Origin of the sequence: Ohtaekwangia sp., assembly GCF_036568665.1 — a bacterium.
Taxonomy (GTDB): Bacteria; Bacteroidota; Bacteroidia; order Cytophagales; family Cyclobacteriaceae; genus Ohtaekwangia.
Genome location: NZ_DATCSD010000343.1, coordinates 1 through 24,537 on the forward strand (window position 1 = coordinate 1; position 24,537 = coordinate 24,537).

Annotated in this window: 24 protein-coding genes; 12 read left to right on the forward strand and 12 right to left on the reverse strand. The window is 42.6% G+C overall.

The features are described from left to right. Positions 1–45 precede the first annotated feature (45 nt). The 7 genes from mnmH to VIN08_RS19410 all read right to left on the reverse strand — a co-directional run bounded on the left by mnmH (position 46) and on the right by VIN08_RS19410 (position 7,893). Positions 46–1,065: a tRNA 2-selenouridine(34) synthase MnmH gene (gene mnmH / locus VIN08_RS19380; RefSeq protein WP_331968440.1), complete on the reverse strand. Its 1,020-nt coding sequence runs from the start codon at positions 1,063–1,065 to the stop codon at positions 46–48. A 63-nt stretch (positions 1,066–1,128) separates the two neighbouring features. Beyond that, positions 1,129–3,819: a DUF5686 and carboxypeptidase regulatory-like domain-containing protein gene (locus VIN08_RS19385; RefSeq protein WP_331968443.1), complete on the reverse strand. Its 2,691-nt coding sequence runs from the start codon at positions 3,817–3,819 to the stop codon at positions 1,129–1,131. A gap of 18 nt (positions 3,820–3,837) precedes the next feature. After that, positions 3,838–4,413: a nicotinate (nicotinamide) nucleotide adenylyltransferase gene (gene nadD, locus VIN08_RS19390; RefSeq protein ID WP_331968446.1), complete on the reverse strand. Its 576-nt coding sequence runs from the start codon at positions 4,411–4,413 to the stop codon at positions 3,838–3,840. A 104-nt stretch (positions 4,414–4,517) separates the two neighbouring features. Next, positions 4,518–5,087, reverse strand: a complete 570-nt coding sequence (gene gmk, locus VIN08_RS19395) for a guanylate kinase (protein ID WP_331968449.1) — start codon at positions 5,085–5,087, stop codon at positions 4,518–4,520. Further along, on the reverse strand, positions 5,087–5,359 hold the full coding sequence (locus VIN08_RS19400) for an anti-sigma factor (RefSeq protein WP_331968452.1): 273 nt from the start codon (positions 5,357–5,359) through the stop codon (positions 5,087–5,089). The genes gmk and VIN08_RS19400 overlap by 1 nt, the downstream gene beginning before the upstream one ends. Positions 5,360–5,364: 5 nt before the next feature. Then, positions 5,365–5,949, reverse strand: a complete 585-nt coding sequence (locus tag VIN08_RS19405) for a sigma-70 family RNA polymerase sigma factor (RefSeq protein WP_331968529.1) — start codon at positions 5,947–5,949, stop codon at positions 5,365–5,367. Between the two features lie 81 nt (positions 5,950–6,030). After that, positions 6,031–7,893, reverse strand: a complete 1,863-nt coding sequence (locus VIN08_RS19410) for a vWA domain-containing protein (RefSeq protein WP_331968454.1) — start codon at positions 7,891–7,893, stop codon at positions 6,031–6,033. Between the two features lie 89 nt (positions 7,894–7,982). Here VIN08_RS19410 and VIN08_RS19415 point away from each other — a divergent pair, with 89 nt between their 5' ends. Together VIN08_RS19415 and VIN08_RS19420 are read left to right on the forward strand one after the other, a co-directional pair. After that, on the forward strand, positions 7,983–8,546 hold the full coding sequence (locus VIN08_RS19415) for a sigma-70 family RNA polymerase sigma factor (RefSeq protein ID WP_331968457.1): 564 nt from the start codon (positions 7,983–7,985) through the stop codon (positions 8,544–8,546). Continuing rightward, positions 8,539–9,939 (forward strand): TonB family protein, encoded by a 1,401-nt coding sequence (locus tag VIN08_RS19420; RefSeq protein WP_331968460.1) that lies wholly within the window; start codon positions 8,539–8,541, stop codon positions 9,937–9,939. Before VIN08_RS19415 ends, VIN08_RS19420 begins: the two co-directional genes overlap by 8 nt. 87 nt (positions 9,940–10,026) lie before the next feature. Here the strand turns inward: VIN08_RS19420 and VIN08_RS19425 are convergent, their stop codons facing one another. Then, positions 10,027–10,404: a four-helix bundle copper-binding protein gene (locus VIN08_RS19425; protein WP_331968463.1), complete on the reverse strand. Its 378-nt coding sequence runs from the start codon at positions 10,402–10,404 to the stop codon at positions 10,027–10,029. A gap of 121 nt (positions 10,405–10,525) precedes the next feature. Here VIN08_RS19425 and VIN08_RS19430 point away from each other — a divergent pair, with 121 nt between their 5' ends. The 5 genes from VIN08_RS19430 to VIN08_RS19450 all read left to right on the forward strand — a co-directional run bounded on the left by VIN08_RS19430 (position 10,526) and on the right by VIN08_RS19450 (position 14,857). Next, a complete protein-coding gene (locus VIN08_RS19430) occupies positions 10,526–10,693 on the forward strand; it encodes a hypothetical protein (RefSeq protein ID WP_331968466.1) in 168 nt (55 codons plus the stop codon). A gap of 14 nt (positions 10,694–10,707) precedes the next feature. Continuing rightward, positions 10,708–10,962 (forward strand): SemiSWEET transporter, encoded by a 255-nt coding sequence (locus tag VIN08_RS19435; RefSeq protein WP_331968468.1) that lies wholly within the window; start codon positions 10,708–10,710, stop codon positions 10,960–10,962. A gap of 430 nt (positions 10,963–11,392) precedes the next feature. Beyond that, positions 11,393–12,667, forward strand: coding sequence for a Glu/Leu/Phe/Val dehydrogenase (locus VIN08_RS19440; protein ID WP_331968471.1), 1,275 nt, complete (start codon positions 11,393–11,395; stop codon positions 12,665–12,667). 164 nt (positions 12,668–12,831) lie between these two features. After that, positions 12,832–13,491 carry a phosphatidylserine decarboxylase family protein gene (locus tag VIN08_RS19445; protein WP_331968474.1) on the forward strand — a complete coding sequence of 220 codons (660 nt, stop codon included), beginning with the start codon at positions 12,832–12,834 and terminating at the stop codon, positions 13,489–13,491. 370 nt (positions 13,492–13,861) lie between these two features. After that, the gene (locus tag VIN08_RS19450; protein WP_331968477.1) at positions 13,862–14,857 is read left to right on the forward strand and encodes an acyl-CoA desaturase; all 996 of its coding nucleotides are present in this window, start codon (positions 13,862–13,864) and stop codon (positions 14,855–14,857) included. Here the strand turns inward: VIN08_RS19450 and VIN08_RS19455 are convergent. The 4 genes from VIN08_RS19455 to VIN08_RS19470 all read right to left on the reverse strand — a co-directional run bounded on the left by VIN08_RS19455 (position 14,852) and on the right by VIN08_RS19470 (position 19,004). Continuing rightward, complete coding sequence (locus VIN08_RS19455; RefSeq protein ID WP_331968480.1) at positions 14,852–16,741, reverse strand: STN and carboxypeptidase regulatory-like domain-containing protein; 1,890 nt, start codon at positions 16,739–16,741, stop codon at positions 14,852–14,854. The two genes, VIN08_RS19450 and VIN08_RS19455, sit on opposite strands and share 6 nt — an antisense overlap. After that, on the reverse strand, positions 16,728–17,729 hold the full coding sequence (locus tag VIN08_RS19460; RefSeq protein WP_331968483.1) for a FecR family protein: 1,002 nt from the start codon (positions 17,727–17,729) through the stop codon (positions 16,728–16,730). The genes VIN08_RS19455 and VIN08_RS19460 overlap by 14 nt, the downstream gene beginning before the upstream one ends. Before the next feature lie 5 nt (positions 17,730–17,734). Then, a complete protein-coding gene (locus VIN08_RS19465; RefSeq protein ID WP_331968486.1) occupies positions 17,735–18,313 on the reverse strand; it encodes an RNA polymerase sigma-70 factor in 579 nt (192 codons plus the stop codon). A 100-nt stretch (positions 18,314–18,413) separates the two neighbouring features. Continuing rightward, the gene (locus tag VIN08_RS19470; protein WP_331968488.1) at positions 18,414–19,004 is read right to left on the reverse strand and encodes a hypothetical protein; all 591 of its coding nucleotides are present in this window, start codon (positions 19,002–19,004) and stop codon (positions 18,414–18,416) included. A gap of 117 nt (positions 19,005–19,121) precedes the next feature. Between VIN08_RS19470 and VIN08_RS19475 the strand changes: the two genes are divergently transcribed. The 5 genes from VIN08_RS19475 to VIN08_RS19495 all read left to right on the forward strand — a co-directional run bounded on the left by VIN08_RS19475 (position 19,122) and on the right by VIN08_RS19495 (position 24,524). Beyond that, positions 19,122–19,730, forward strand: coding sequence for a DUF4254 domain-containing protein (locus VIN08_RS19475; protein WP_331968491.1), 609 nt, complete (start codon positions 19,122–19,124; stop codon positions 19,728–19,730). Positions 19,731–19,734: 4 nt separating this feature from the next. After that, positions 19,735–20,790: a glycosyltransferase family 9 protein gene (locus VIN08_RS19480; protein ID WP_331968494.1), complete on the forward strand. Its 1,056-nt coding sequence runs from the start codon at positions 19,735–19,737 to the stop codon at positions 20,788–20,790. Between the two features lie 86 nt (positions 20,791–20,876). Beyond that, positions 20,877–21,494, forward strand: a complete 618-nt coding sequence (locus VIN08_RS19485; protein WP_331968497.1) for an HAD family phosphatase — start codon at positions 20,877–20,879, stop codon at positions 21,492–21,494. A gap of 39 nt (positions 21,495–21,533) precedes the next feature. Then, positions 21,534–22,454, forward strand: coding sequence for a tRNA epoxyqueuosine(34) reductase QueG (gene queG / locus VIN08_RS19490; protein ID WP_331968500.1), 921 nt, complete (start codon positions 21,534–21,536; stop codon positions 22,452–22,454). A gap of 624 nt (positions 22,455–23,078) precedes the next feature. After that, the gene (locus VIN08_RS19495; RefSeq protein WP_331968503.1) at positions 23,079–24,524 is read left to right on the forward strand and encodes a BatD family protein; all 1,446 of its coding nucleotides are present in this window, start codon (positions 23,079–23,081) and stop codon (positions 24,522–24,524) included. The last annotated feature ends 13 nt before the right edge of the window (positions 24,525–24,537 follow it).

Sequence of the window (24,537 nt, forward strand, 5' to 3'; positions counted from 1 at the left end):
ATTTCTATATGAAATTAATTCGCGAAGTATACTGTATAGAAGTCACTAACTGCGGAATGCTTTAGCCTCTTGAATAAGGCGGGCCGTAAAAGAATGAATGTCGTGCCCACTCCACTGAACAGAGGCTTTTACCCGGTGCTGCTTTTTAGAGAGGCCATTGATATAGGCTTTGTCATAATAATTGAGCAGTATATCAATTACCGAAGCCATATCATTTTGCAGCAGCTTGTCACGTGCAGCATTAAAATGTTGGCCACCCAACTTTTTGGTAATGCGCATCATCGCTTCCAGAAATAAAGTTCTATCGGCAGGTCCGTATTCTTCAACAAGTCGTTGTATGCGTACAACTTTGTCTACATTGATTTCAACGATAGGGCTATTGTTCATTTGTGTCCAGAGCCCTTCCGGTAAAAATATCCTTCCTACAGCGATAGATTCATCTTCGATCCATACCGTGCGTGAATAGTCGAGCTTGAGTATATCTTCAAATAAGTCGTTTTGAAATTGCTCAGTGGTAGGTTGTGGAGACATTTGTAATCCTCCGAACACTGAGCCCTTATGCGATGCAAGTTTTTCAAGATCGATAACCTGTTCGCCATTGGCTTTCAGTGATCCTAGTATTTCACTTTTGCCACTGCCGGTACATCCTCCTATAACAATGAGATTAAGGGGCTGCTTAAACGACTCTAGTGCTTTTGTGCGATACGATTTATAACCGCCTGCCAATTGATGCGTTTTGATTTTGGCCATGCCCACAAACTGACAGAAGTTGGATGAGCGCATACCACCTCGCCAGCAATGTACTAGCAATTCATTCCCTATACTCTCTGCATCGTTAATGATGTTAAGCAGCCGTGGACCAACCAATCGGAAGCCTGTCTTGATAGCTTCCGCCTGTCCTTTGCGTTTATAGTCTGTGCCAACTTCAACGCGTTCGGCATTGTTAAGTATAGGTATATTGACAGCCGATTGAATATGACCTTCTGCGTATTCGCCTTCGGAGCGAACATCCACTATCGGCAATTGCGCACGTAGTTTCAGAAAGTCATCTATGGTTAACTGCATAGTATAAATTCAACACAAACTTACACGATAGATCGTGTATGAGGCATAGTTCTATAGCTATAATTAATTATCGGAGAAATTAACAGAGAAGGCTGTGTTGATACCAATGCGAAATCCATAATCGAGGTACTTGCCATTCTGAAATGAAGCCACCGCTTCCAGTCGTAAAATGCGCAGGATGCCATCAATGGAATAACCCACTTCGGTATAATTCATCGAGTGAGCCGTTGCCAGGTAATTAACAAATACATTTTCACTTACACCTGCCATGCGCACCAACGGGAAGCTGGTAACCAGGAACCTGCGAAAGTGATAGTGAACATTGCCGGCAAAGTATTTATCATCGGTGCTATAATTGTAGTAGTCGAGCAAGCGAAAACTTCCTACCGGATCGCTTGTAGCAAAAGGCGTTTGGTTACCGAGGAAATGCTTATAGTCCATGAAGTACATTTTGTTCGTATTCAAAAATGCACCTGCACGCAACGCCAGGTCTACATGCCCACGCACGCCAATGTTAAATTCATGTTTCATGCCCAGTTCAATCTGGTCGAAGTCTACATCACTCTGCAAGACATTGTTAAAGCCTTTGCGATAATCAAGCGTAAACGTAGGCGATGAATTACTTATCTCATGCTTGCGCCCATTGTGTATCCTGTATTTCAACCACGGTCTGGCGGTTACACGCACAGAGCCGATGAATGCTTCATGATCAGGGAAACTTGTGTCGGGCAGCTCTGCATTTACCGGTCGGTTCGGTGTATATCCTTCAATACTTTTACGATCTACCCATTTATAGTTTGATGTATTTTCAAGTTCATGTCGCTTGTTCCACGAGAGTGTTCCGTTTACGGAAACATACTGGCTTAGCTTTCTGCGATACGTCAGGTCTATATATCGCCTTTCGTATAGCTTCATAAGATTCTTTTCGAGTAACAGCGTAGTGAGACTGTTTACAATCGGCAGAATTGGTTCATCGGCATTGTACTGCTTAATATACCGGCCGCCTTCCAGTTCAAGTCTATATTTACTATTGCGGAGTACAAGCTTGGTATTGCCCGAAGCAACTTTACGCGAGAAAGCATAGCGGAATGCAGGAGTAATAGTAAGCCGTGTTTTGTTGGTGTCTTGCAAGATCGTTCCAAACGATACTTTATATACCAGGTTCCAGCCTTCTACCGTATTGAAGCCTGGCATAGGAAAGTGAATTTGAAAGTTGGAGTGTTTGGAAACTTTATAGGTATCACCAATCAGTATATCCCACGGCTGAAAACCCTTATGTTTGGATGCCTTCAGGGTATCGCCTTGTTCTATTTTACGGGCAACAGCTGCCATGCTATCCGATTTCTGATAACCCTTTACTTCTTCAGTAGTTAATGGAACCGGGCGTATAGATGCCCAGTAAGTAGAATCTTTTTTATAGGCACCACTGTCTACCTTAAATGTATTGTCGGATATAACTTCAGGTTCTTTTTGCTGTTTCAGTTCCTGCTTCTCATACTCCTTCATCATAGTCTTTAACTCCTTGCGGGTAATTTCTTTTCCTGACTCCAGCCGATCTTGCAGTAACTTGGCATTATCTTGTTGTTGCTTCGATTTTTTGGAAGTTGTTGCTTTGCTCTGTGCTGTTATTTTTTTTGCCTCTTCCTTCTGCACCTTCTCATCAATAACCTCCATCTTTTCATTGTCTACATATAGCTTGGGGTTCAGCTTGATCTTGTAGTCGCTTACAGTAGCCAGGTATTTATACTCGGCTTCAAACCCAAAAGCTTTACCTTCTATTTTGAATTGATGCGACACCGGCATCCACGCTTTATCATCTATTGGAGCGTAGATCGCTTTGATATATACCTGTATACCCATTTTGCTGGTATTTATATCAATGCTGTGAATGCTCCACCAGTCTTCCACCAGGTTAATAACACCTTCTACTACATTGTCGCCTTTCAGCCGTGGTGTTACTTTGATCTTGCTTACTTCATAGTTACGATCCTGAAATGTGCCCAGGTATTCGAATTTATAGTATGAAAAAGCTTTGGGCGATAGCGGAGATATAGTGCCCTGTATTTCGGGTTCATAAAAACTGCCGAATATATACTGGTTGGGCGAAGTGTTGTTGTCTTTACCATCGCTGCGAATAGAGATAACTTTTTCTTCGAATTTATTGGGGCGGGTATATTTCACATCGCTTACGGATTCAGATATATATACCCGGTTTTTCTCAATGCCTTCTTTCTGCAACGCACGCTTGGCCAGCCAGGGATAGTCCTTTAGTTTACCGGCTCCCTTTATATATACTCTGGCCGTGTAGCTGTCCAGTTGCTGGGTGTGATATTTAGCTTTGGCAATGGCCTTACGCATAATGGTATACGCCGGATCTTCGTTGCCATCTTGCACTACCACGGTGGGCAATACCGTAGCTTGTGGCTTCAGGGTAATGTTTACCTGTACAAATTCATGAAGTACTTCGATGTTTCTGACTTGTGTTTCGTAGCCAAGAAACTGGTAGATGATTTCATAGCGTCCGGAATCGAGCGCTACTTCGTAGTAGCCGTTTTCATTGGCGGTGGTTCCTGTGCCTACGCGTTTTACAAATATAGAGGCGAATGCCAGCGGCTTGCCGTTTTCATCGGTAATGGTACCCCGTATACCACTGGCCCATGCAGGTGCGGAGTAGATCGTGCATACAAGCAACAGCAAAAATATAGCTCTTGCAACAGGCGACAGAACCTGTGAAAACATTTTGAATACCGGCATGGATATATATAGTCGGGTTTAATCCTGGTAAAAGCCTTTCGCACGAATCATCTCCTCCACAACATCCGGAACAAGATAACGCACAGATTGTTTATTTCTGATGCAGTTCCGGATGAATGTAGCAGAAATATCAAGCAGTGGCGCTTCTACGAATGTAACGTTAGGATGCGTTCGGAGTTCTGAAAGTTGCACGTTGGGTCTTCTATATACATAAAGCCCGTAATCTTTCAGTATGAGTTCATGATTTTTCCACTTGGTAAAAGAAGCGAGATTGTCTTCGCCTATAATTACTTTGAAGTCTTTGTCCGGAAATCTCTCCCGCAGGTGTACAAGGGTATGAATAGTATAGCTGGGCTTGGGCAGGTGAAACTCTATATCCGATACTTCCAGTTTATAGTTATCGTATATGGCAGCACGCACCATATCATAACGATCAAATTCGTGCAGTAAACCTTTGCTGGGTTTAAATGGATTTTGAGGAGAGACTACAAACCATACTTTGTTCAGGTCGGTTGTTTCGGCCATGATGTTGGCGATCATAAGATGGCCCATGTGTATGGGATTGAACGAGCCGAAGAAGAGACCTATTTTCATGAATATTCAGAGAAGACGTTTAATTGCTTCCGATGTTACAATATATAGTATCTATTTGTAAAGATACCGTATTGAACATTAGAACAATCAGAAGATTGAACCTCTTACGTATTCTTGAAATTGTTGTAGAGCTGCTGTGCCTCAGCTAAAGATTTGTCCAGGTTTTCGTTTACCAGTACAACGTCAAATTTATCCTGGAACGACATTTCAAAATTTGCTTTGAATAACCTGCGCGAAAGACTTTCTGGTGATTCTGTGCCCCGATCATTGAGTCGTTCTTTGAGCACTTCTATAGAGGGCACTTTAACAAATATAGCTAACGCTTTATCTTCGAAATATTTCTTGAGATTCAATCCTCCCTTTACATCTACATCGAAGATCACATCTTTACCTTCACTCCAGATGCGGTCTATCTCTGATTTAAGTGTGCCGTAAAAATTACCGGCATATACTTCTTCCCACTCGATGAACGCATTTTCATCGATCTTCTTTTTAAATTCTTCGGGAGAAAGAAAGTAATAATCTTTACCGTGCTGTTCTGTACGGCCGCGCTTGTCGCGTGTTGATGCAGAAATGGAAAATCCTAAATCAGGATTCGTGGCAAGAAGATGTTTAACGATCGTAGTTTTCCCCGAACCGGAAGGCGCAGAGAAAATAAGCGCTTTGCCTGCCATTAACTCGCCAGGTTTTGAATCACTTTTGCTTTGATGTCATCCACCAATTGCTGAGGAGCATCCTGGCAGCATTTGGTTTTGAGAAGCTGACGTATGGCTACTTCCAAATGATAATTCTTGTAACAGGGCATGCACTCTTCCAGATGATGTTTCAGGAAATGATCTTTTTGATCAGCAGTTGCTTCACCATCCAGGATGGCCTGAAGCATTTTGAGGCATTCGTTTTTCTCAGGACAATCAAGCTTCATCTTACTCGGATCAGGGGTGCTCATAAGGTTTATGCGGTTTTATAACCCATTTGTTTCGCGTACTCACTCAGTTTTTCTTTCAGAAGGTTACGTGCCCGGTGAAGACGGCTACGAACGGTTCCAATAGGGATATCGAGAATCTTCGCCATTTCTTCATACTTAAATCCTTCCAGGTCGCATAAAATTATAACTGTTCTGAAATCAACATCCAGGGCATTGAGTGCATTGGATATTTCGTCTCCGATCATATCCTTCAGCGCCTCCACTCGCAGATCAGGCGTTATCTGCCTGTCAACCTCTTCCGAGTTGTAATAGCTCTCAACTTCTTGATAATCTACTTTAGAAGGCTCCTTGCTCTTCTTTCGATAATCATTGATGAAGCTGTTTTTCAAAATTCGAAACAGCCATGCCTTCGCATTAGTTCCTTTCTGAAAAGATTCAATGAACCGATATGCCTTTAAGTAAGTGTCCTGCAACAGATCTTTGGCATCGTCTGAATCCAGTGTAAGCCTGTAAGCAAAGTTGTACATGGAGTTTATATGAGGCATAAACTCACCATGAAATATTGTTTGCTTCTCGGCTTCTGTATAGTGTTGTTTCGGGAGGTCTTCCATCAAAGGCAAAAATATAAAAATAACAGCTTCCGGGAAGTATTAAAATTTTCCCGGAAGCTATTATGTGTAGAATTAATTCAACTATCGGCTGGCTACCAGTCCGAAAGACTTCACCATGTTGATAAATTCTATGCGATAACCTTCTTTATCTTCTCCGCGTGAGCCCTGCGCCAGTTGCACGACATCATCATAGGTAAACTTTTTAATGTATTCAGATTCACGCAGCAACATACCAAATGCGGCAACGGAAGCTGACCAGCGAAAATTATCAGAAGTTTTAGCGAGTGCTATGTTGTTATCTTTCAGTGGATGCACAATCAACTTGCTCACGTCTTCGTCCGGTTTTTTATAGCGAAGTTTAATCGTCATCAACTCATCCGATTTTTTGGCAGAAGGATCGATCTTGGTTGTCTGATATTTCAATTCATCGATCTTGAAAAATTCACTCTCAACGCCAACCGGTATAATTTCATACAACGCAGTGACTGTATGTCCGGAGCCAAGTTCGCCAGCATCTTTTTTGTCGTTGTTGAAATCTTCGCTCTTCAGCATCCTGTTTTCATACCCGATCAATCTATAGGCCTTTACTTTAGTAGGATTGAACTCGATCTGCAACTTTACATCTTTGGCAATGGTAAATAGTGTTCCGCCAAATTCATTCACTAGTACTTTACGTGCTTCGGTAATGTTATCAATGTAAGCATAGTTACCATTTCCTTTATCGGCCAGCGTTTCCATCTTCGAATCTTTATAGTTACCCATGCCATAGCCGAGCACTGTAAGAAATATACCATCCTTTCTTTTTTCTTCGATCAATCTTTCCATCGCAGCATTGCTGGATTCGCCTATATTAAAATCACCATCTGTTGCCAGTATCACGCGGTTGTTACCACCTTGTTTAAAATATTGCTTGGCAGTTGCATATGCCAGATTTATACCGGCACCACCTGCCGTTGAACCACCTGCCTCCAGTCTGTCGAGCGCTTCAGAGATTCTCTTTTTATCAGCACCCGAAGTTGGTTCCAGTACAAGTCCTGCAGCACCGGCATATACTACTATAGCAACGTGGTCTTGCGGGCGTAATTCTTCCACTAACATTTTCAAAGATGATTTCAGCAAGGGTAATTTATTGGCTTCGTTCATAGAGCCTGATACATCAATGAGAAACACCAGGTTAGAAGCCGGTAAATTTTCAGTGGGTATCTTTTTGCCTTGCAAGCCTATATGTACCAGTTTATGATTGGTATTCCATGGAGCGGCAGATATTTCGGTGATCACAGCAAAAGGATCATCGTTCTTCGGCTGGCTATAATCATAGTCAAAGTAATTTACCAGCTCTTCAATGCGCACAGCATCTTTTGGAGGGCGACTGCCATTGTTAATAAACCTGCGCACATTGCTATAGGACGCTGCGTCTACATCAATGGAAAAAGTAGATAAAGGATTTCGCAGCGCATCGTGAAAAATATTCTCGTTAATCGCATCGTACTCTTCTGTGTTCCACTGTTCTTCCTGCTCGGGTTGAGGGGCGTATGCCATGTTGTAGTCAGCAACTGATTCAGTCATTACTTTAGCCGGAGCTGCACGTTTATCTTGTTTATAGCGATGATGTTTACCGGTAACAACAACCTCTTTTAGTTCCTGTGCATCTTCTGCTAACACAACATTTATGGTGTTGGATACTCCTATCTTTACTTCCTTCGATTTATACCCTATAAAAGAGAAAACCAACGTGCCACCGGAAGAGGGCACTGTAATAGTATAGATGCCGCTGTGGTCAGTAACTACAGCTGTAGTTGTGCCCTTCAGAATAACCGTTACTCCAGGCAACGCACTTCCATCTTTTGCATAAGTAACTTTCCCAGTAATTGTGCGCGAGGCCGGGGCGATAAAGCCGGTGCAGAGTATCACCAGTACCATAAGAATCCCAATAGACTTTTTCATGACAGTATAATTTGATTTGTCAGTGAGATGCGCCTTGTAAAAAGATTCCATAAGGCAGTTGGAATTTTTTTTCTATTTTTCAAACGAACATGCCTTCACTCAAAGTCCATAGATCATTAACCGATGCCGACCTGCTGGCGCAGTATAAGCGCACGGGCGACCTCTCGGTATTGGGTGAGCTGTTTGATCGGTATATGTCGTTGGTACTGGGGGTATGCATGAAATACCTGAAAGACCGCGAAGAGAGTCGCGATGCCGTGATGCAGATATTTGAGAAGCTCGTTACCACCTTAAAGCAGCACGAAGTAGAACATTTTAAAAGCTGGCTATACACCACTGCGCGAAATCACTGTTTGATGCAGCTCAGGTCAAGGAAAGGAAAGAATTTTGAAGAAATTTCTCCTGCACTTATGGAAAATGACTCCTTTTCTCATCTGGAAGAAGAGCCTGAAATGGAGGCAAATCTTACTAAATTGGAAAAGTGTATAGAAACGCTGGTAGTTGAACAGAAACAGTGTGTACAATTGTTTTATCTACAGCAGAAGTGCTATAAAGAGATTGTTCAGCTCACGGGCTTTGACGATAATAAAGTGAAGAGTTATATACAGAACGGTAAACGGAATTTGAAGATTTGCATGGAGCAACATGGCTGACCTGCAACACGATATTGAAAAATACCTGAGGGGTGAATTAACACCAGCAGAGATGCATGCGCTGGAGCGGAAGGCATTGAACGATCCTTTCCTGGCGGATGCATTGGAAGGTGCTTCACAGGTATTGCCTGAAGATTTTGGCGATGATCTGAACCTTTTGCAGGCTTCGCTGAAGGGACGTATAGATCAGTCAAACACGAAGATTATACCGATGTGGGCATGGACCGTGCGTATAGCGGCCGGGTTGTTAGTGGTGATAGTTTCCGGGTTTATAGTCTTCAATTTATTGAAGGAAAAAAATTCCACTCCGTTAGCGGTTAATGATACGGAGTCTGCACCGAAATCATCTCCACCACAGCAACAACCTGCCGGAGATTCAGCCTCTGACAATACTTCGGCATCCGTTAAACAGGAAGACAAGCATGATCAGTTTAGTCTGGCAAAGCCGGAAGAGGAAAAAATTATACTGCAAGACCAGGTTGCCCAGCCAAAAGAAAATAAAGCAGATGAAGTAAAATCAACGATCGCAGAAGTTACGAAAGGGGAACCTGTAGTTTCATCTACGGATAATGCGGCAAGCGAAGCCCCGGTAGATTTGCAGGAAGTGCAAGAACAATTGCAAGCTAATGAACCGGTTGCTGTAGCACCGATGCAGGCACCCATGAAAGATATAGCGGCCGAGAAAGAAGAGTATAAAGAAAGGGCAAAAGCAAAAACAGACGCAAGCGGAGCAACGCTTGATAAGAAAGCAGCACTATCAGAAACACGAAAATTTGCCAATGCAAATACCAACGTACAGGTTATACGCGGACAGGTAACATCGGAAGATGGTGTGGGTTTGCCTGGTGTAAATGTTATTATAAAAGGCAGCAACACCGGTACTGTTACGGATGCAGAAGGGTACTATCAGGTATCTACAACGGAAAGTAGTAAAGAACTCGTCTTTTCATTTATAGGCATGCAGAGCAAAGAAGCAGAGGCAACTTCGGATGTATTGGATGTACAATTAGAGAATGATGTATCGCAGTTGAGTGAAGTGGTAGTGGTGGGTTATGGTGCTGATAACGTACAGGAAGAAGATCGCTCCACCGTAGAGTTTGCAGCACCCAAGGGTGGCCGTGCTGCCTATAAAAAATATCTGGAAACCAGTATGCGCTATCCGGAAGAAGCGCTTCAGAATGAAATAGAAGGAAAGGTAACGATTCAGTTTACCGTGGAAACATCCGGCCAGATTACAGATTTTAAAGTATTAAAAGGTCTTGGCTACGGATGCGATGAAGAAGTGATTCGTCTTATACGAAACGGCCCTAAATGGGCACCCACTAAAAGAGATGACGAAGCTGTTAAAGATCGCGTAAAGGTAAGACTACGCTTCAGACTTCCGAAGAAATAATCTATAGGTATATATAGTATATCTTAACAATGAAGGAGAATTTAGTCAGATAGAGCTCAGAATAAATCCTCCTTCATTATAATTAGATTACTTAAGCTCAATGCTGCCGTCATGTTCATGGCAGGCTTCGGCACAGTGTTCACAGGCGTCAGCACATTGTTTGCAATGTTCATAATCGTGCTTGCGGCATTCATCGGCACACATCCGGCATGCTTCTTCGCAGATTCCTAAAAAGCTGGGCAATAACTCTGAATCACGCTGAAGCAATCGTGCGGCCTGTATACATATCTCAGCGCATTCACGATTCAGTTCAATGCAACGCGTCATAATGTTTACATCGCGTTCTTGTAAACAAGCTGTGGCGCAGGTTTCGCAAGCAATGGCACAGTCCAGCAATTCGCGCACCATCGGATCATTAGAGTGGGCAGCGTGCGGACGGAATGTTGTTTTCTTCTGGTCTTTCATGGTTTTCACTTTTGATTTGAATATGAAACTGTAAGCAGGGAAGTATAAAAAACTATTCCTCCACAAATGAGTATGTTGTTGGCATGGATTTTTGAAGGCAGGAAATAAAAATTATATAGTTATGGAAAAGATCAGAAATGGCGACCCTGTGATTTACAGAAATCAGCAAGGCATTGTATATGGACGACCGCGTGAGATCAAATCAAGAGGATTAATTTATACTATTCGCATCGGTGATGAGTATGTGAAGGCACTGCCCAGTGAAATAGCGTTGGCTGCCAAGCACTGAGTTTCAGATAGAGTATGTCAACAGAGGTAATTGGTATAGTGGCTGGTACATGCACAGCCTTATCGTTATTGCCGCAGCTTGTAAAGATTATACAGAAAAAGGAAGCGCGCGATATCTCGCTCTTCTATCTCATTGTGTTACTGGCCGGGCTTTCTCTATGGGTATGGTATGGCATTCTTCGCAAGGATATACCCATCATAGCAACCAATGTTACTTCTACTATTCTAAACATTGCCATAATCATTTTGGGCATTCGCTATAAAAAGTAATGACAGAAGTTTATCAATCGTATATAACAAAAACGAGAAGTCATTATAATCCTAATCAAAATTCAAGACATCAGGGTAAAATCAAACCGGTTGGTAAGATTTTTCTGGCAAAACATATACTTGCTGCCTGTAAAATATACTTGTGACTTTCATAATGTGTTAGCATCCTAAAATCAATATGGTTATCTTTCAATAATCATGTTTTCAAAAAAATAAACTTTCGAAAAAATAAGTTAGACGGAATGAAATTTCTGGCGAACAGGCTGTTTTCGAAATACATCATTTCAGAGTAATTATAACACCACCTTTTGTTCTGAAACCAGGAGGCAACTGATGAATTTATCTATCTTTGCAACCGTTTTCGAATCAACTTTTTTAGACTTTCGTAAAATAACATCATTACTTGTAAACAGACTCTAAATTTTATTCTATGGCATATATTGAACCGGCCCCGCTTAAGGACAAAGAGAATCCCTTCGAGGCTATGATGTCGCGTTTTAAAGTCGCTTCAGAAATTCTTGGACTGGAAGAAGAGATCTACAACGTTTTGAAAAATCCAGCTCGTCAGGTGATCGTTTCACTGCCGGTAACTATGGATGATGGCAGCATCAAAGTGTTTGAAGGGTACCGTGTCATTCACTCAACGATTCTCGGGCCTTCGAAAGGAGGGATCCGTTTCGATCCACATGTGAACCTGGATGAAGTGAAAGCACTTGCTGCATGGATGACGTGGAAATGTGCTGTGGTAGATATTCCTTATGGTGGAGCGAAAGGTGGTGTTACCTGCAATCCACGCGAAATGTCGGCCGGAGAAATTGAACGATTGATGCGTGCCTATACACAAGCGATGGCCGATGTATTCGGACCGGATCAAGATATACCTGCGCCTGATATGGGTACAGGCCCTCGCGAAATGGCGTGGTTGATGGACCAATATTCACGCAACAAAGGCATGACTACACATGCTGTTGTTACTGGTAAACCTCTTGTAATGGGTGGTTCACTTGGAAGAACAGAAGCCACCGGCCGTGGTGTAATGGTGTCGGCTATGGCAGCGATGGAGAAGTTGAAGATCAATCCATATAAAGCAACATGCGCTGTGCAGGGTTTTGGTAACGTAGGCTCATGGGCTGCACGGTTGTTACACGAACGCGGCTTGCTGGTGCAGGCAGTAAGCGATCTTTCAGGTGCTTACTACAACGAGAAAGGAATGGACATCGAGAAAGCCGTGAAGTATAGAGATGCTAATAAAGGATCGCTCGATGGTTTTGAAGGTGCACAGAAAATAAGCAATGAAGAATTGCTCACGCTGCCAGTTGATCTGCTCGTGCCGGCTGCAACAGAAGATGTCATCACAAGCTCTAATGCCTCTAACATTAAAGCGAAGTTGATTGTAGAAGGTGCTAACGGACCAACATCATCCAGAGCGGATAATATCATCAATGACAAAGGCATTATGGTTGTGCCGGATATCCTGGCCAACGCGGGTGGTGTTACGGTATCATACTTCGAATGGGTGCAGAACCGCCTCGGCTATAAATGGACTGCCGATCGTGTTAACCGCAGAAGCGACCGGATCATGAAAGATGCATTCAACAATGTATATAAAACATCGCAGGAGTATAAAGTGCCTATGAGAATTGCTGCGTATATGGTGGCGATCGATAAGGTATCCAAGACCTATAAGTTCCGCGGAGGTTACTAAGAGTGAGTATTGGTTCAGGAACAGAAGTTGCTGTTTAGTAAGCGATTATTCTAAATCTGAACTTTCATGACCTCCTATCCGGATTTTCACACTAAATTTGTGCAGCAAGTTTGTATAGCAGACTTGCTGCATTCTTTTTATTACGACTTAAACTTACGATAACAATGACCATCCATCGCGAAGGCCGCATACTGCTTTTTGTTTTACTCCTGGTTCTTTTTGGATTGAACTGGGCTATATTGTATTTCTTTCCGCAAAGCAGCCTGGTGCAAAACAGTGTTATACTGGTCAGTGTTATTTTCTATCTGCTTATTCTGCAATTCTTCCGTAATCCGATCTTTAGCATTTCTAAGAACGAGAAGCTTGTATTGGCTCCTGCCGATGGTAAAGTAGTGGTGATCGAAGACACCGAAGAGACAGAATATCTGAAAGGCAAAAGAAAGCAGATATCCATCTTTATGTCACCGGTTAATGTACACGTTAACCGTATGCCGGTGGGAGGTATCATCAGCTTCTTCCGTTATCATCCCGGAAAGTACCTGGTAGCTTGGCACCCCAAGTCAAGTACAGAGAATGAAAGAACAACTGTTGTGGTGAAGACCGGGAATGGCGTAGAGATATTGTTCAGACAAATAGCAGGTGCTCTTGCCCGTAGAATCAAATGTTATGTAAAAGAAGGTCAGGCACTGGAGCAAGGCGAAGAGTTTGGCTTTATCAAGTTCGGCTCACGTGTGGATATATTTTTACCGCTTGATGCCAAAGTAACATGCAAGATTGGCGATGTTACCAAAGGAGGCAGAACGGTTATTGCCGAATTGAATTAAACCCGGGAATCGTTAGAATTAGGTACATTATCGATATCAATACAACGGTATGAATAGTGGTCTTTTATGCCTAAACCATAAGGTAGAAAAAGGATATTCAGCTTTTCGCAGTAACAAAGTACATCGCTATATTTTCAACGCAGTAAAATACGGAGCTGCTAACACTCGTTACCAGTTGTATTATACTTAATTTTAACTTTCCAGTCTCACCCATTGGGAAATTTTTTACCATTAAAATAAACAGTGCATGAAGGCAGTGGGTCCCCCAATCAAATTTTCTTCTACTCGGAGCGATTTCTTTACAACCTTAAATCAACGGGTAAACGAATATTTTAAGAGCAACAACATTTCTAGATATGCGAATACTGAAATGAAGGTGAAAACAATATTCATGCACCTGCTATATTTTACACCCTACATTTTGATGATGACGGGTGTAGTAACGAACCCTTGGTTGATGTTGCTGATGTGTGCACTGATGGGGTTTGGTCTTGCCGGTATAGGACTTTCCGTTATGCACGATGCTAACCATGGAGCATATTCCAACAAGAAATGGGTAAATCAAATGCTTGGTTATTCATTGAACATTGTAGGAGGAAATGCCTTTAACTGGAAAGTACAACACAATGTACTTCATCACACCTATACCAACATTCACGATGTGGACGAAGATATCAGTCCGCGTGGTGTGTTGAGAATGACACCCTATAGCGATTGGAAAGGCATTCATAAGTTCCAGCACATTTATGCCTGGGTTTTATACGGGCTTATGACTTTTGTATGGGTATTTGTGAAAGACTTTGTTCGTATTGTTCGTTACCAGCGCGATGGATTGATAAAGAATCAGAAAGCAGATGTGCGCACGGAGTGGATTATTCTGATTGCTACCAAAGTTATATACCTGGCCTATATGTTAGTGCTCCCGATGATCGTTCTGCCAATTAATGGCTGGCAGTGGTTTGCCGGATTTTTTCTGATGCACTATATCGCTGGCTTTATACTCGCTGTGATCTTTCAGCCAGCACACGTTATTGAAGGAACGGAGTATCCGCTTCCAAACGATGAAGGTAAAATTGAAAACAGTTGGGCTATTCACCAATTGCATACCACTACAAACTTTGCCAATAACAATAAGATACTTTCATGGTATGTTGGTGGATTAAATTACCAGGTAGAACATCACTTGTTCCCCAATGTTTGTCACGTACACTATAGGAATATATCTGTTATCGTAAAGAAAACGGCAGAAGAGTTTAATCTTCCCTACAAATCAGAGCCAACATTTATAGGTGCATTGATAGGCCATGCGAAGTTGCTGCGCGAGTTGGGTAAAAATCCCCAGACGCTCGCTGCGCCATCTCTATAAGAAGCGTAATCCGATTTTTCCTCCGAACCACATTTTTGTGTTCAGGTCGTTGCTACTCGTGTGGTCAACGAAGAAGTGAGGTTTATACGATGTGAACAACTCGGGGTAACGGTCGTAGGTAGTATCCGTAACGTAAGCATTTAGTGTAGCACCTGCTGTGATAGACATCTTGCGGGCAAACTGATAATCTATACCTATATATAGTTTGTTGATCATGTTTACAGCATGTATCCAGTTGCCTTTTATAGCTTGATTAGCCGTAAGATCTATATTCAGAAAAAGTTTACGCGACAGGCGAGGGGCAGTTCCTATACCATAACCAAAAGTCCAGAAGGTTTCTTCATTACCAAATGTGTTGGGCTTGGCGCCCGCAGTAATGATATTGTAGAATTGTCGTACACCAGTGCGAAAAGCAATGTTGGTATAAAATATTTCATCTGCAGAGACTTCAATTTTATGATAGCCACCCCGGCTAACAAAACTGAGAACTCCCACTGGTATACCTTTCATACTGTCGGCTATATTGATAAACCCTAATTGAAAGCCGCGCATAGCAGTAGCATAATTCAAAAAGCCGATCTGTGCGCCACGCATGCGTCCCGGAGCGGCATTGAGGATACCCGATACCTGTGCACCTGTAACATTGCGCGCTGCAAAATTTACCAGGCCTCCTACTTGTGCCCCGGTCATATCGCCCGCAGTAAAATTCAGGAAACCCGATATTTGTGTTTCAGCTTTTCCGGTAGAAAAATTAAAAAGTCCGGCTAAGCTCGGACCTTCCTGTTTTCCAATAGTAACGTTTGCCAGACCAGCCACTCTAACACCACGCGAATCGCGGAGGCCAACATTTGTAAACCCTGCCAGCGCCACCGATCGTACAGTGTCCATATTAAAATTGATCAACCCGGCAGCTTGCCATCCGTCTACACGATCAAGATTAGCATTGAGAAATCCTGCTATCTGTACTCCATTTGTTTTACCGGCAACACCGTTGGCGAGCCCTGCTATTTGTACACCCCGTACATCGCCACGCACAACATTGAACAATCCTCCTATCTCCAGTTTTTCTACACCCAATGAATAACCACCCAGCATATTCAAAGAGTATTCATTGATAATGTTACCACTCAGCTTATGATTTGTTCCGATAAAGGGAACCACTGAAAACTGAAAATGACGATGTAGTGTATCGTCAATGTTCATCATATTTATAGCTTGTATGGTGGCGCTTTTTGTTGACAGCCAGAATCGTTTTAGTTTTTTGCCGACACTATCTGCCAGTATATTTAGTTTCTCTTTATCGATTCTTATAGGGACGTTGAGTAGACCGTTACCTCCCGGCACCATCACCAGCGTATCGGCATAGTTGAGTTTTTTTACTGCGAGACTTACTTCTTCATTCGAGGGCTTGGGAACTTCAATTTGAAAATATCCGTATGCATCGGTTACTGCAGAGGATAGTGATACAGGGTCATATATACTTACATTCCTGAGCCGCTCGCCTGTGGCTTCATCAATAATATACCCGCTTACTTTTCTGGTGTCCTTGGGGCCTGGATCTGCTTTGGTGAGTATAATATGTTTCTTTCGTTCTTTATACTGGATCGTTCCTTTGAAGAGTTCATCCAGTACTTCGCGCACCGTTTTGTTTGCGCCTTCGTAAGAAACTATACGGTTGGCATCGAGTATATCCGGGCTATAGGAAAATGTAAAGCCGCCAAGGTCTCCGAGCTTCTTCAACGCAGAGGCTAGCGTTTCGCCTTCCAGTCGTATAGTAATAACTTGTTCCAGCAAAGGCTTCTTCGGATTTTCTATCACCTTTGCCTGTGCCCATGGTGCCAGCAGCAGAAAGGCAACGACCAGATATATACTACTGGTTTTCACAACCCTGGCCCTCCAACACAATTTCGGTTGCTGTTTCGCGAATGGTAAGATTCAGTGTTTCAGCAATCACCTGGGCGATCTCATGTATATCTTCATCATTAAATGAAACCGTAAGATGGCAATGCTGCAGCGAATTGCTGATCACAATCTTCTTATCGTATACACTGTTCAGGGCTTCTGCTACTGAAACAAGATCGGTGTTGCTAAAGCTGAAGAACTTTGTTTTATAGGAGAGTACATTATTCTCAGGTTGTTCGATAGAAAAGGTCTTGGATATTTTGTTATAAACACCTTTGCCTCCCGCTTTCAATTGTATACCGGCATTATTGTCAGTAAAAAATTGTACTTCACCTTCTACCACTACAACTTCTACGGTGTTGGATTCCGGGTAAGCCGTTACGTTAAACGATGTACCTATATCGCGAATAAAAACACCTTCTGCATCTACCAGGAATTTCTTTTCATCCTGGTGATTGATGTTGAAATAAGCTTCGCCTTTCAGTTTTACAACATGGCTCTTCTTTTTCTTATCGTATGAATAGGTGAGCTTGGTTTGCTTGTTCAGGTATACATCGCTTCCATCTGGCAATGTATCGCTCGTGGTTTGTCTGTCGGCAATAACTTCAACCGGCTTGCTGATGCCCGGATATAGCGCACGATAGGCAAACCAACCTATACCTACTACAACAAGTATACTGGCTGCAATTTTCAGGAAAGAGAAACTGGAATCTCTCTGCATCGGTATAACACGGCCGTCTTTCGGATGCAGCTTCGATTTCATTTTACTCCACGCAGCATCGGTATCAAACTGTTGCCATTCTTTTACAGAAGAAGCTCTTACGAAAATAGTTTGCAGTTGCTCGATATACTGTTGGTTAGCATCACTCTGCGATCGCCACGCCTCCACGAAGTCGATTTCCTCCTGCGAAGCTTCTCCAGCCAGGTACTTACCAATCAGGTCATCAATATCGTTCGTGTTGTATTGCAAGGCGATTAATTAAGAAATCCGTTCATCAAAACAATGAGTATAGGGAGATAGTCTTTCAACTGTTCGCGCATAATCTTCAAAGCCTTTCCCATCTGGTTCTCCACTGTTTTCACAGAGAGGTTCAGTTGATCTGCTATCTCAGAATATTTAAGTTCTTCAAAGCGACTTAACTTAAAAATGATCCGGCATTGCTGCGGAAGTTTTTCCATCGCTTCATAAATTCTGGTTTCCAGTTCAGATGCCATTACAGTTCGCGCAACAGACTCAACGCTTTTCTCAGCTACGGCCATCTCTATAGTAGCATGTTGCTGTTTGATCTTTTCATGCTTCAATACATTGAGGCATGCGTTGCGTACCATGGCATAGAGATAGGGCTTTACTGCCGTGCGGATTTCGAGATTTTCGCGCTTCTCCCAAACCGACAGAAATGTTGACTGCACGATCTCTTCGGCTTCGTCACGATCCTGAACGAAGGTGTATGCGTAGTTGCAAAGAGGCTGATAGTGGGTTCGGAATAACATTTCAAAAGCAGTTATATCGCCTGTCTTAAGCGATGTGAGTGTCCGTTGTTCCGTGAATTCCACTGCTTTTGGGTCTGCTTTAACAGCGAAATTTACGTTTTTATGGCTTCGAGGTTATGACAATCCTCAAAAGATTTACCCCTATGCCCCTAAAAATAATTTCTCAGGGCTGCTCACCGATCCAGAAACCACTATCTGATTTTACTTGTACCCTACCATCTTTCATTGTGCTAAACTGGTCGCCATCAGGTATTAATCCGTCCAGTAATAATGTTTGATCAGACTTTTCTTTATGAATAAAAACGGGTGTATTAGCCGTCATCCATTTTTCAAATGATGTTGTGTATCGCGACCATTTTAATTTGTCGTCCATCAACACAAATTGTAATTCCGGGTGTGCTGTTGCAAGTTGAAACTTGGTTTGAGGCAATTCAGTAACGATGGTAACAGCTGTGTTACCGGAAGCAATTAGAAATGATATTCCTTTTTCAAAGGCATCTTCATGTATGGCATAGGGCTGAATAGTTATGGGAAACTGATCGGCCAGCTTTTCTTCCAAAACCGGTATACCAGCCGTTGTGCTGATGACTGCATCGATCTTAATCCCCCAGTGTAATACTTCATCTATGGCAGAATCCATGACAATAACAAGCGGTGCCCATTCTAACAGAGGCTGCACAAGTTCAAGTGATAACGCATGAATAATAAACAGGGCTGGTTCCTGACCTTCTTTTACAAAGTGGTGTGACGACATGTTATCAATTTATAGCTACTCGTGGCAAACTGTTTGATCGGGTTGAATTTAACATTTCATCGCGAACCAGTAAGATTGGGAGATAACGTTTAAATTTGCAACCTAATTACCTTGGATATGCTGTCAGCAAATCAGTGCTACAAAGTTTTTCAACAAAGTATTGACGATTATCACGTACACGATCACGTGGATACTCCTGTAAAAAACCCGTTTCCTGCCGGAAGCTTCGAACATTTGTTATACATCAAAAACTGGATCGACACTGTGCAGTGGCACCTGGAAGATATAATCCGTTTGCCGGAGATCAACCCGACAGAAGGTATCCAGATCAAAAGAAGAATTGATAAGTCGAACCAGGATCGCACCGATATGGTTGAAAAGATCGATGATTACTTTCTGGAACAATTTAAAAATATAGTTCCAAAAAGTGGCGCGCGTATAAATTCAGAGACACCCGCGTGGTTGCTCGATCGCATGAGTATTCTGTTGCTCAAGATTTATCACATGAAAGAACAGACGGAGCGTACCGATGCTACAGCCGAGCACATTGCAAAATGCCAGGCAAAACTTTCGGTGTTAATGGAGCAGCGTACCGACATGCAACTCGCATTTGATGAACTTATAGAAGATATTGGTCAGGGCAATCGCAGATTCAAAGTATATCGCCAGATGAAGATGTATAATGATGCATCCCTGAACCCTATGTTATACGGTCAGAAAAAATAAACGCTTGAAGAAGATACTTATACTTCGGTTTTCAGCAATGGGTGATGTAACACTCCTTGTACCGGTAGTCAGGTCGCTGACTGCCGCGTATCCCGATGTTGAAGTAACAGTGGTAACTCGTCCGAAGTTTGGTCCGTTGTTTTTTGACATTGATCGTGTCTCTGTTTTTCCTGCTGACGTAGACTATACCTATACCGGTGTGCTGGGCATGCGCGATCTCTTTCGTAAGCTAATGCGCAAAGGGCCGTACGATTTGGTGTTGGATATGCATGACCATGTGCGTACCATGATTCTGCGATCGCTCTTCAAATTATTCGGTTCGAAAGTAGTAGTGTTTGAAAAAGGTAGAGCAGAGAAAAAAGCATTTAGTCGTAAGGAGAATAAGGTTACCACACCGCTGATCCATACGGTGGATCGCTATCGACTTGCGCTTGAGAAAGCAGGTTATCCATTCAAAATTGGTGAGGCTCCATATTTGCCACTGAGCGAATCGATCGAGAATGCTTCGGGATGGTTCTTGTATAAAAAGTCGATGGACCTTACGAAGTGGATTGGTATAGCTCCCTTCGCCATGCACAAATCCAAGATATGGCCATTGGAAAATTATCCGGCATTGATAGAGTCTATACTTCAAAAAACTTCGGCAAAGTTTTTTCTGTTTGGTGGAGGAGACAAGGAGATAAAATATTTTGAATCGCTGAGAGAAAAATTTCCGGAGCACTGTGAAGTGATTGCCGGTAAATTAAAACTGCGACAAGAGATTGCGCTGATGAAACATCTCGATCTGATGATTTGTGTAGATTCTTCCAATATGCACCTGGCGGCACTATCCGGTGTGCCACTGCTTTCTATCTGGGGAGGTACACATCCGGATGTAGGCTTTGGCCCCTATAACTATAGTAACGGCAGCATCATCCAGGTTCCGCGCGAAGAATTGCCTTGCCGACCATGCTCGGTATATGGAAAAGAAAAATGTTTTCGTGGCGATTTCGCTTGCCTCACTACTATCTCTCCCGAGAGCATAGCCGGGCATGTAGTAAAGCGATTAGCCTTAACATAAATTCAGGAATGTACGACCCGCAAATCTTACAATCGTAACTATTATCCACAAGCCATTCACGTGCTTGTATACTCTCCCTATATATCATGAACACGAATATCAACACAATTATCTTTGATCTCGGTGGTGTGCTGATCGATTGGAACCCACGCTATTTATACCGGAAAATATTTAAGACGGAAGAAGAAGTTTCCTGGTTCCTGGAGAATATATGTACCAACGAATGGAACGATCAGCAAGATGCAGGACGCTCCTTCGAAGAAGCAACGCTTGAATTAATAAAAAAACATCCGGAGTGGGAATTGCCTATACGTGCATGGTACGATCGCTGGCAGGAAACTATACCAGGACCTCTTCATGAAACGGTAGAGATCTTAAGGCATTTCAAACAAAACTCATCGCACAGGCTATACGCACTGACCAATTGGTCGGCCCAAACATTTCCGTGGGCGCTCGATAACTTTGAATTTCTACATTGGTTTGAAGGTATAGTTGTATCGGGCGTTGAAAAAACACGAAAGCCTTTCCCTGAATTTTACCAGATATTATTCGATCGCTACCAGATCAATCCGGCAGAGTCGCTCTTTATTGATGATAACATCAAGAACATTGAAGGAGCGAGAGCAGTGGGATTAAACACGATTCACTTTCAATCACCGGCCCAGGTAAAAAAAGAACTGCAGCAGATGTTGTTGGTTCCGTAATACATTCCTGTGCCGCTGCTATAGCGTACCTTTGCATCAATGCAGCCAACAGAATATACACGTTTCATCAAGCAGGTGGCAACCGAGCTGGGCTTTAGCTTTTGTGGAATAGCAAAAGCAGAGTTTCTCGCAGATGAAGCACCTCGGTTAGAGGCGTGGCTGAAGCGCGGCTATCAGGGCAAGATGAGTTACCTGGAAAATCATTTTGATAAACGACTTGATCCTACGCTGCTGGTGCCGGGCGCTAAATCGGTAGTAAGCCTGATCTATAATTATTACCCGGAAAAAGATCTTGCAAGAGAAGGTGAGTTTAAGATCGCTAAATATGCGTATGGCGAAGACTATCATTTTGTGATCAAAGACAAATTGAGGCTGATGATGCAACGCTTGGAAGAAAAGGTAGGAGCTATACAGGGGCGTGCATTTGTAGACTCAGCACCGGTAATGGAGCGTGTGTGGGCCAAACGCAGTGGCCTCGGATGGATTGGTAAAAATAGTTTGCTGCTGAATAAACAGATGGGAAGTTTCTTCTTCCTGGCAGAGCTGATCATCGATATAGAGCTGGACTACGATGGACCTGTTAAAGATTACTGCGGCACTTGCACTGCCTGTATGGATGCCTGTCCGACTGATGCTATACCCGAGCCCTATACTGTAGATGGCAGTAAATGTATATCATACTTTACCATTGAACTGAAAGAAGAAATACCTACCGATGTGAAAGGTAAATTTGAGAACTGGATATTTGGATGCGATATATGTCAGGACGTTTGTCCCTGGAACAGTTTCTCTAAACCGCATAGCGAGCTGGCATTCAACGCACACCCTGATCTCGAAAAAATGACGCGACAAGAGTGGCGTGAAATAACCGATGATGTTTTTCAAAAGCTTTTTCGTCACTCTGCAGTAAAACGCACCAAGCTCGAAGGTCTGAAACGCAACATCCGATTCCTGGAGTAACCGTATCTATACCTCTACACTCAACATCCCAGTTCGGTATTCGATATTCAATTCCGTTATTAGTTATCCGATATTCAAAGCTGCTATATATATACTTTGCTTCCAGGTAATTCTGCGGTCATTTGCGAAATCTGGGTGATAATAAAAACCCCCGACTCTATTCAAGTCGGGGGTCAGAGGTTTCGGTTAATGAGTTTTAATGCTAGGCCACCACAAAGCAACGATTCAGAATTGCTTCGTGTTCTGTCCCAAACCTGGTATAACACCAACGTCTGAGTTCGTTTACTTCTTCTGCTATCAATAACTTAATAGCCTTCCGTAACTCTTTCTCAAACAAAAGAGCATCGAAACTAACTTTTGTCAGAACGGTTTTCGCGTAATGCAGCATGGCAAAATTTAATAGTTAAAAAAATAGGTATCCCCTAACAACTGTTAAGGTAGAAAATTATCTGAACATCCAAAAGAACAAACCGTAAACTTTTTGTCAGCATGCCTTAAATCAGGGTAGTTTTAAACCTCCAATGCTTCAAAAAAAGCAGGTTTCGGCCGATTAACGTTTTACTGGTAAGTTGCCATTGGGCTATTCTGTATTTTTGTAACGACTAATCACGATTATATTTTCGTATGCGTAGATTTTTTTCGATAAAGGCAAGCATAGGACTTTTAGCTGTTATTTTCTTTTCAGTAACAGCCCAGGCACAAACTGCCCAGATAACGCTTGGGCCAGACGAAATAGGCGAGAACCAGGCGTGGACGATCACCATCACGGTGCAGAACGATCGGTTAAAGAGTTATGATAATTTTCCGGAGATCACTGGTTTTAAAAAACGTGGTACCTCTACACAGTCGAGTACGAATATTATTAACGGACAGATATCTTCATCACAAAGTGTTATCATGACTTACCTGCCATTGAAGCAGGGAGTGATTACAATTCCTTCTTTTACCCTAAAAGTAAATGACAAGCCTATAAATGTACCAGGCAAAAAAGTAAAGGTTGGTCCTCCACTGCAGCAACAACGCGATCCGCTGCGTGACTTCTTCGATCGCCCTGATGATTTCTTCGGTCGCAATGAAACAGAATTTGTAGATATACAGGACGATGCCTTTCTCGCACTGACTACCAGTAAAAATGAAGTATATGTTGGAGAAGGATTCAACACAACCATTTCCTTTTATGTTGCTGCCGATAACAGGGCACCGCTGCAATTTTATGAACTCGGCAAACAGATCACAGATATACTCAAGAAAGTAAAACCTGCTAACTGCTGGGAAGAGAACTTCAATATTGAAAATATAGAGGGCGAAAGTGTAACGATTGGCGGTAAAGATTATACACAATATAAAATATACCAGGCCACTATGTATCCACTCAATACAGAGCCTGTGGAGTTCCCGGCATTTGATATGAAGATGATCAAGTATAAGGTTGCCAAGAACCCTTCCTTCTTCGGTCAGAACAGAAAAGAAGATTTCAAAACTTTTCGCAGTAAGCCGAAGCGTGTAAGTGTAAAGCCATTGCCGCCCCATCCGTTAAAAGATGCTGTTGCTGTTGGCGATTATCATCTTGACGAACGCATGCGCAATGTAGATCTTGAAACAGGCAACAGCGCTCCGTATGAATTTAATATTTATGGCGAAGGGAATATATCAGCCATTGATAAACCGGTGGTAAAGCGCGATGGTAATTTTGAAGTATATGAACCTAACGTTGAGCAGAACATTACACGACAAAACAACCGTGTTACAGGAACAAAATCGTTCAGCTATTTTATGATACCGAAAGAACCCGGCCAGTATAAGATGGGCGACTATTATCAGTGGGTGTTCTTCAACCCGGCTAAAGCAAAGTACGATACACTCAAATCCAAGCTTACAGTATATGTAACAGGTGAAAGTAAAAAGAATGAAGCGATTCAATCGAACGACCTCGGAAGCTTTTATGACAAGATCGATGCATCGGATAACAAACTTCAGACAATCGCTAACGATCGTTGGCAACAATGGTTATTCAATGGATTTATAGTAGTAATGCTTGGTGCTGCAGTATTTCTGGTGTTCAAAAAATAAGCGAACTATAAAA

Excerpts from the sequence above, each read along its gene's own strand:
- mnmH (WP_331968440.1), bottom strand. The coding sequence starts at position 1,065 with ATGCAGTTAACCATAGATGACTTTCTGAAACTACGTGCGCAATTGCCG.
- VIN08_RS19385 (WP_331968443.1), bottom strand. The coding sequence starts at position 3,819 with ATGCCGGTATTCAAAATGTTTTCACAGGTTCTGTCGCCTGTTGCAAGA.
- nadD (WP_331968446.1), bottom strand. The coding sequence starts at position 4,413 with ATGAAAATAGGTCTCTTCTTCGGCTCGTTCAATCCCATACACATGGGC.
- gmk (WP_331968449.1), bottom strand. The coding sequence starts at position 5,087 with ATGGCAGGCAAAGCGCTTATTTTCTCTGCGCCTTCCGGTTCGGGGAAA.
- VIN08_RS19400 (WP_331968452.1), bottom strand. The coding sequence starts at position 5,359 with ATGAGCACCCCTGATCCGAGTAAGATGAAGCTTGATTGTCCTGAGAAA.
- VIN08_RS19405 (WP_331968529.1), bottom strand. The coding sequence starts at position 5,949 with ATGGAAGACCTCCCGAAACAACACTATACAGAAGCCGAGAAGCAAACA.
- VIN08_RS19410 (WP_331968454.1), bottom strand. The coding sequence starts at position 7,893 with ATGAAAAAGTCTATTGGGATTCTTATGGTACTGGTGATACTCTGCACC.
- VIN08_RS19415 (WP_331968457.1), top strand. The coding sequence starts at position 7,983 with ATGCCTTCACTCAAAGTCCATAGATCATTAACCGATGCCGACCTGCTG.
- VIN08_RS19420 (WP_331968460.1), top strand. The coding sequence starts at position 8,539 with ATGGCTGACCTGCAACACGATATTGAAAAATACCTGAGGGGTGAATTA.
- VIN08_RS19425 (WP_331968463.1), bottom strand. The coding sequence starts at position 10,404 with ATGAAAGACCAGAAGAAAACAACATTCCGTCCGCACGCTGCCCACTCT.
- VIN08_RS19430 (WP_331968466.1), top strand. The coding sequence starts at position 10,526 with ATGGAAAAGATCAGAAATGGCGACCCTGTGATTTACAGAAATCAGCAA.
- VIN08_RS19435 (WP_331968468.1), top strand. The coding sequence starts at position 10,708 with ATGTCAACAGAGGTAATTGGTATAGTGGCTGGTACATGCACAGCCTTA.
- VIN08_RS19440 (WP_331968471.1), top strand. The coding sequence starts at position 11,393 with ATGGCATATATTGAACCGGCCCCGCTTAAGGACAAAGAGAATCCCTTC.
- VIN08_RS19445 (WP_331968474.1), top strand. The coding sequence starts at position 12,832 with ATGACCATCCATCGCGAAGGCCGCATACTGCTTTTTGTTTTACTCCTG.
- VIN08_RS19450 (WP_331968477.1), top strand. The coding sequence starts at position 13,862 with ATGAAGGTGAAAACAATATTCATGCACCTGCTATATTTTACACCCTAC.
- VIN08_RS19470 (WP_331968488.1), bottom strand. The coding sequence starts at position 19,004 with ATGTCGTCACACCACTTTGTAAAAGAAGGTCAGGAACCAGCCCTGTTT.
- VIN08_RS19475 (WP_331968491.1), top strand. The coding sequence starts at position 19,122 with ATGCTGTCAGCAAATCAGTGCTACAAAGTTTTTCAACAAAGTATTGAC.
- VIN08_RS19485 (WP_331968497.1), top strand. The coding sequence starts at position 20,877 with ATGAACACGAATATCAACACAATTATCTTTGATCTCGGTGGTGTGCTG.
- queG (WP_331968500.1), top strand. The coding sequence starts at position 21,534 with ATGCAGCCAACAGAATATACACGTTTCATCAAGCAGGTGGCAACCGAG.
- VIN08_RS19495 (WP_331968503.1), top strand. The coding sequence starts at position 23,079 with ATGCGTAGATTTTTTTCGATAAAGGCAAGCATAGGACTTTTAGCTGTT.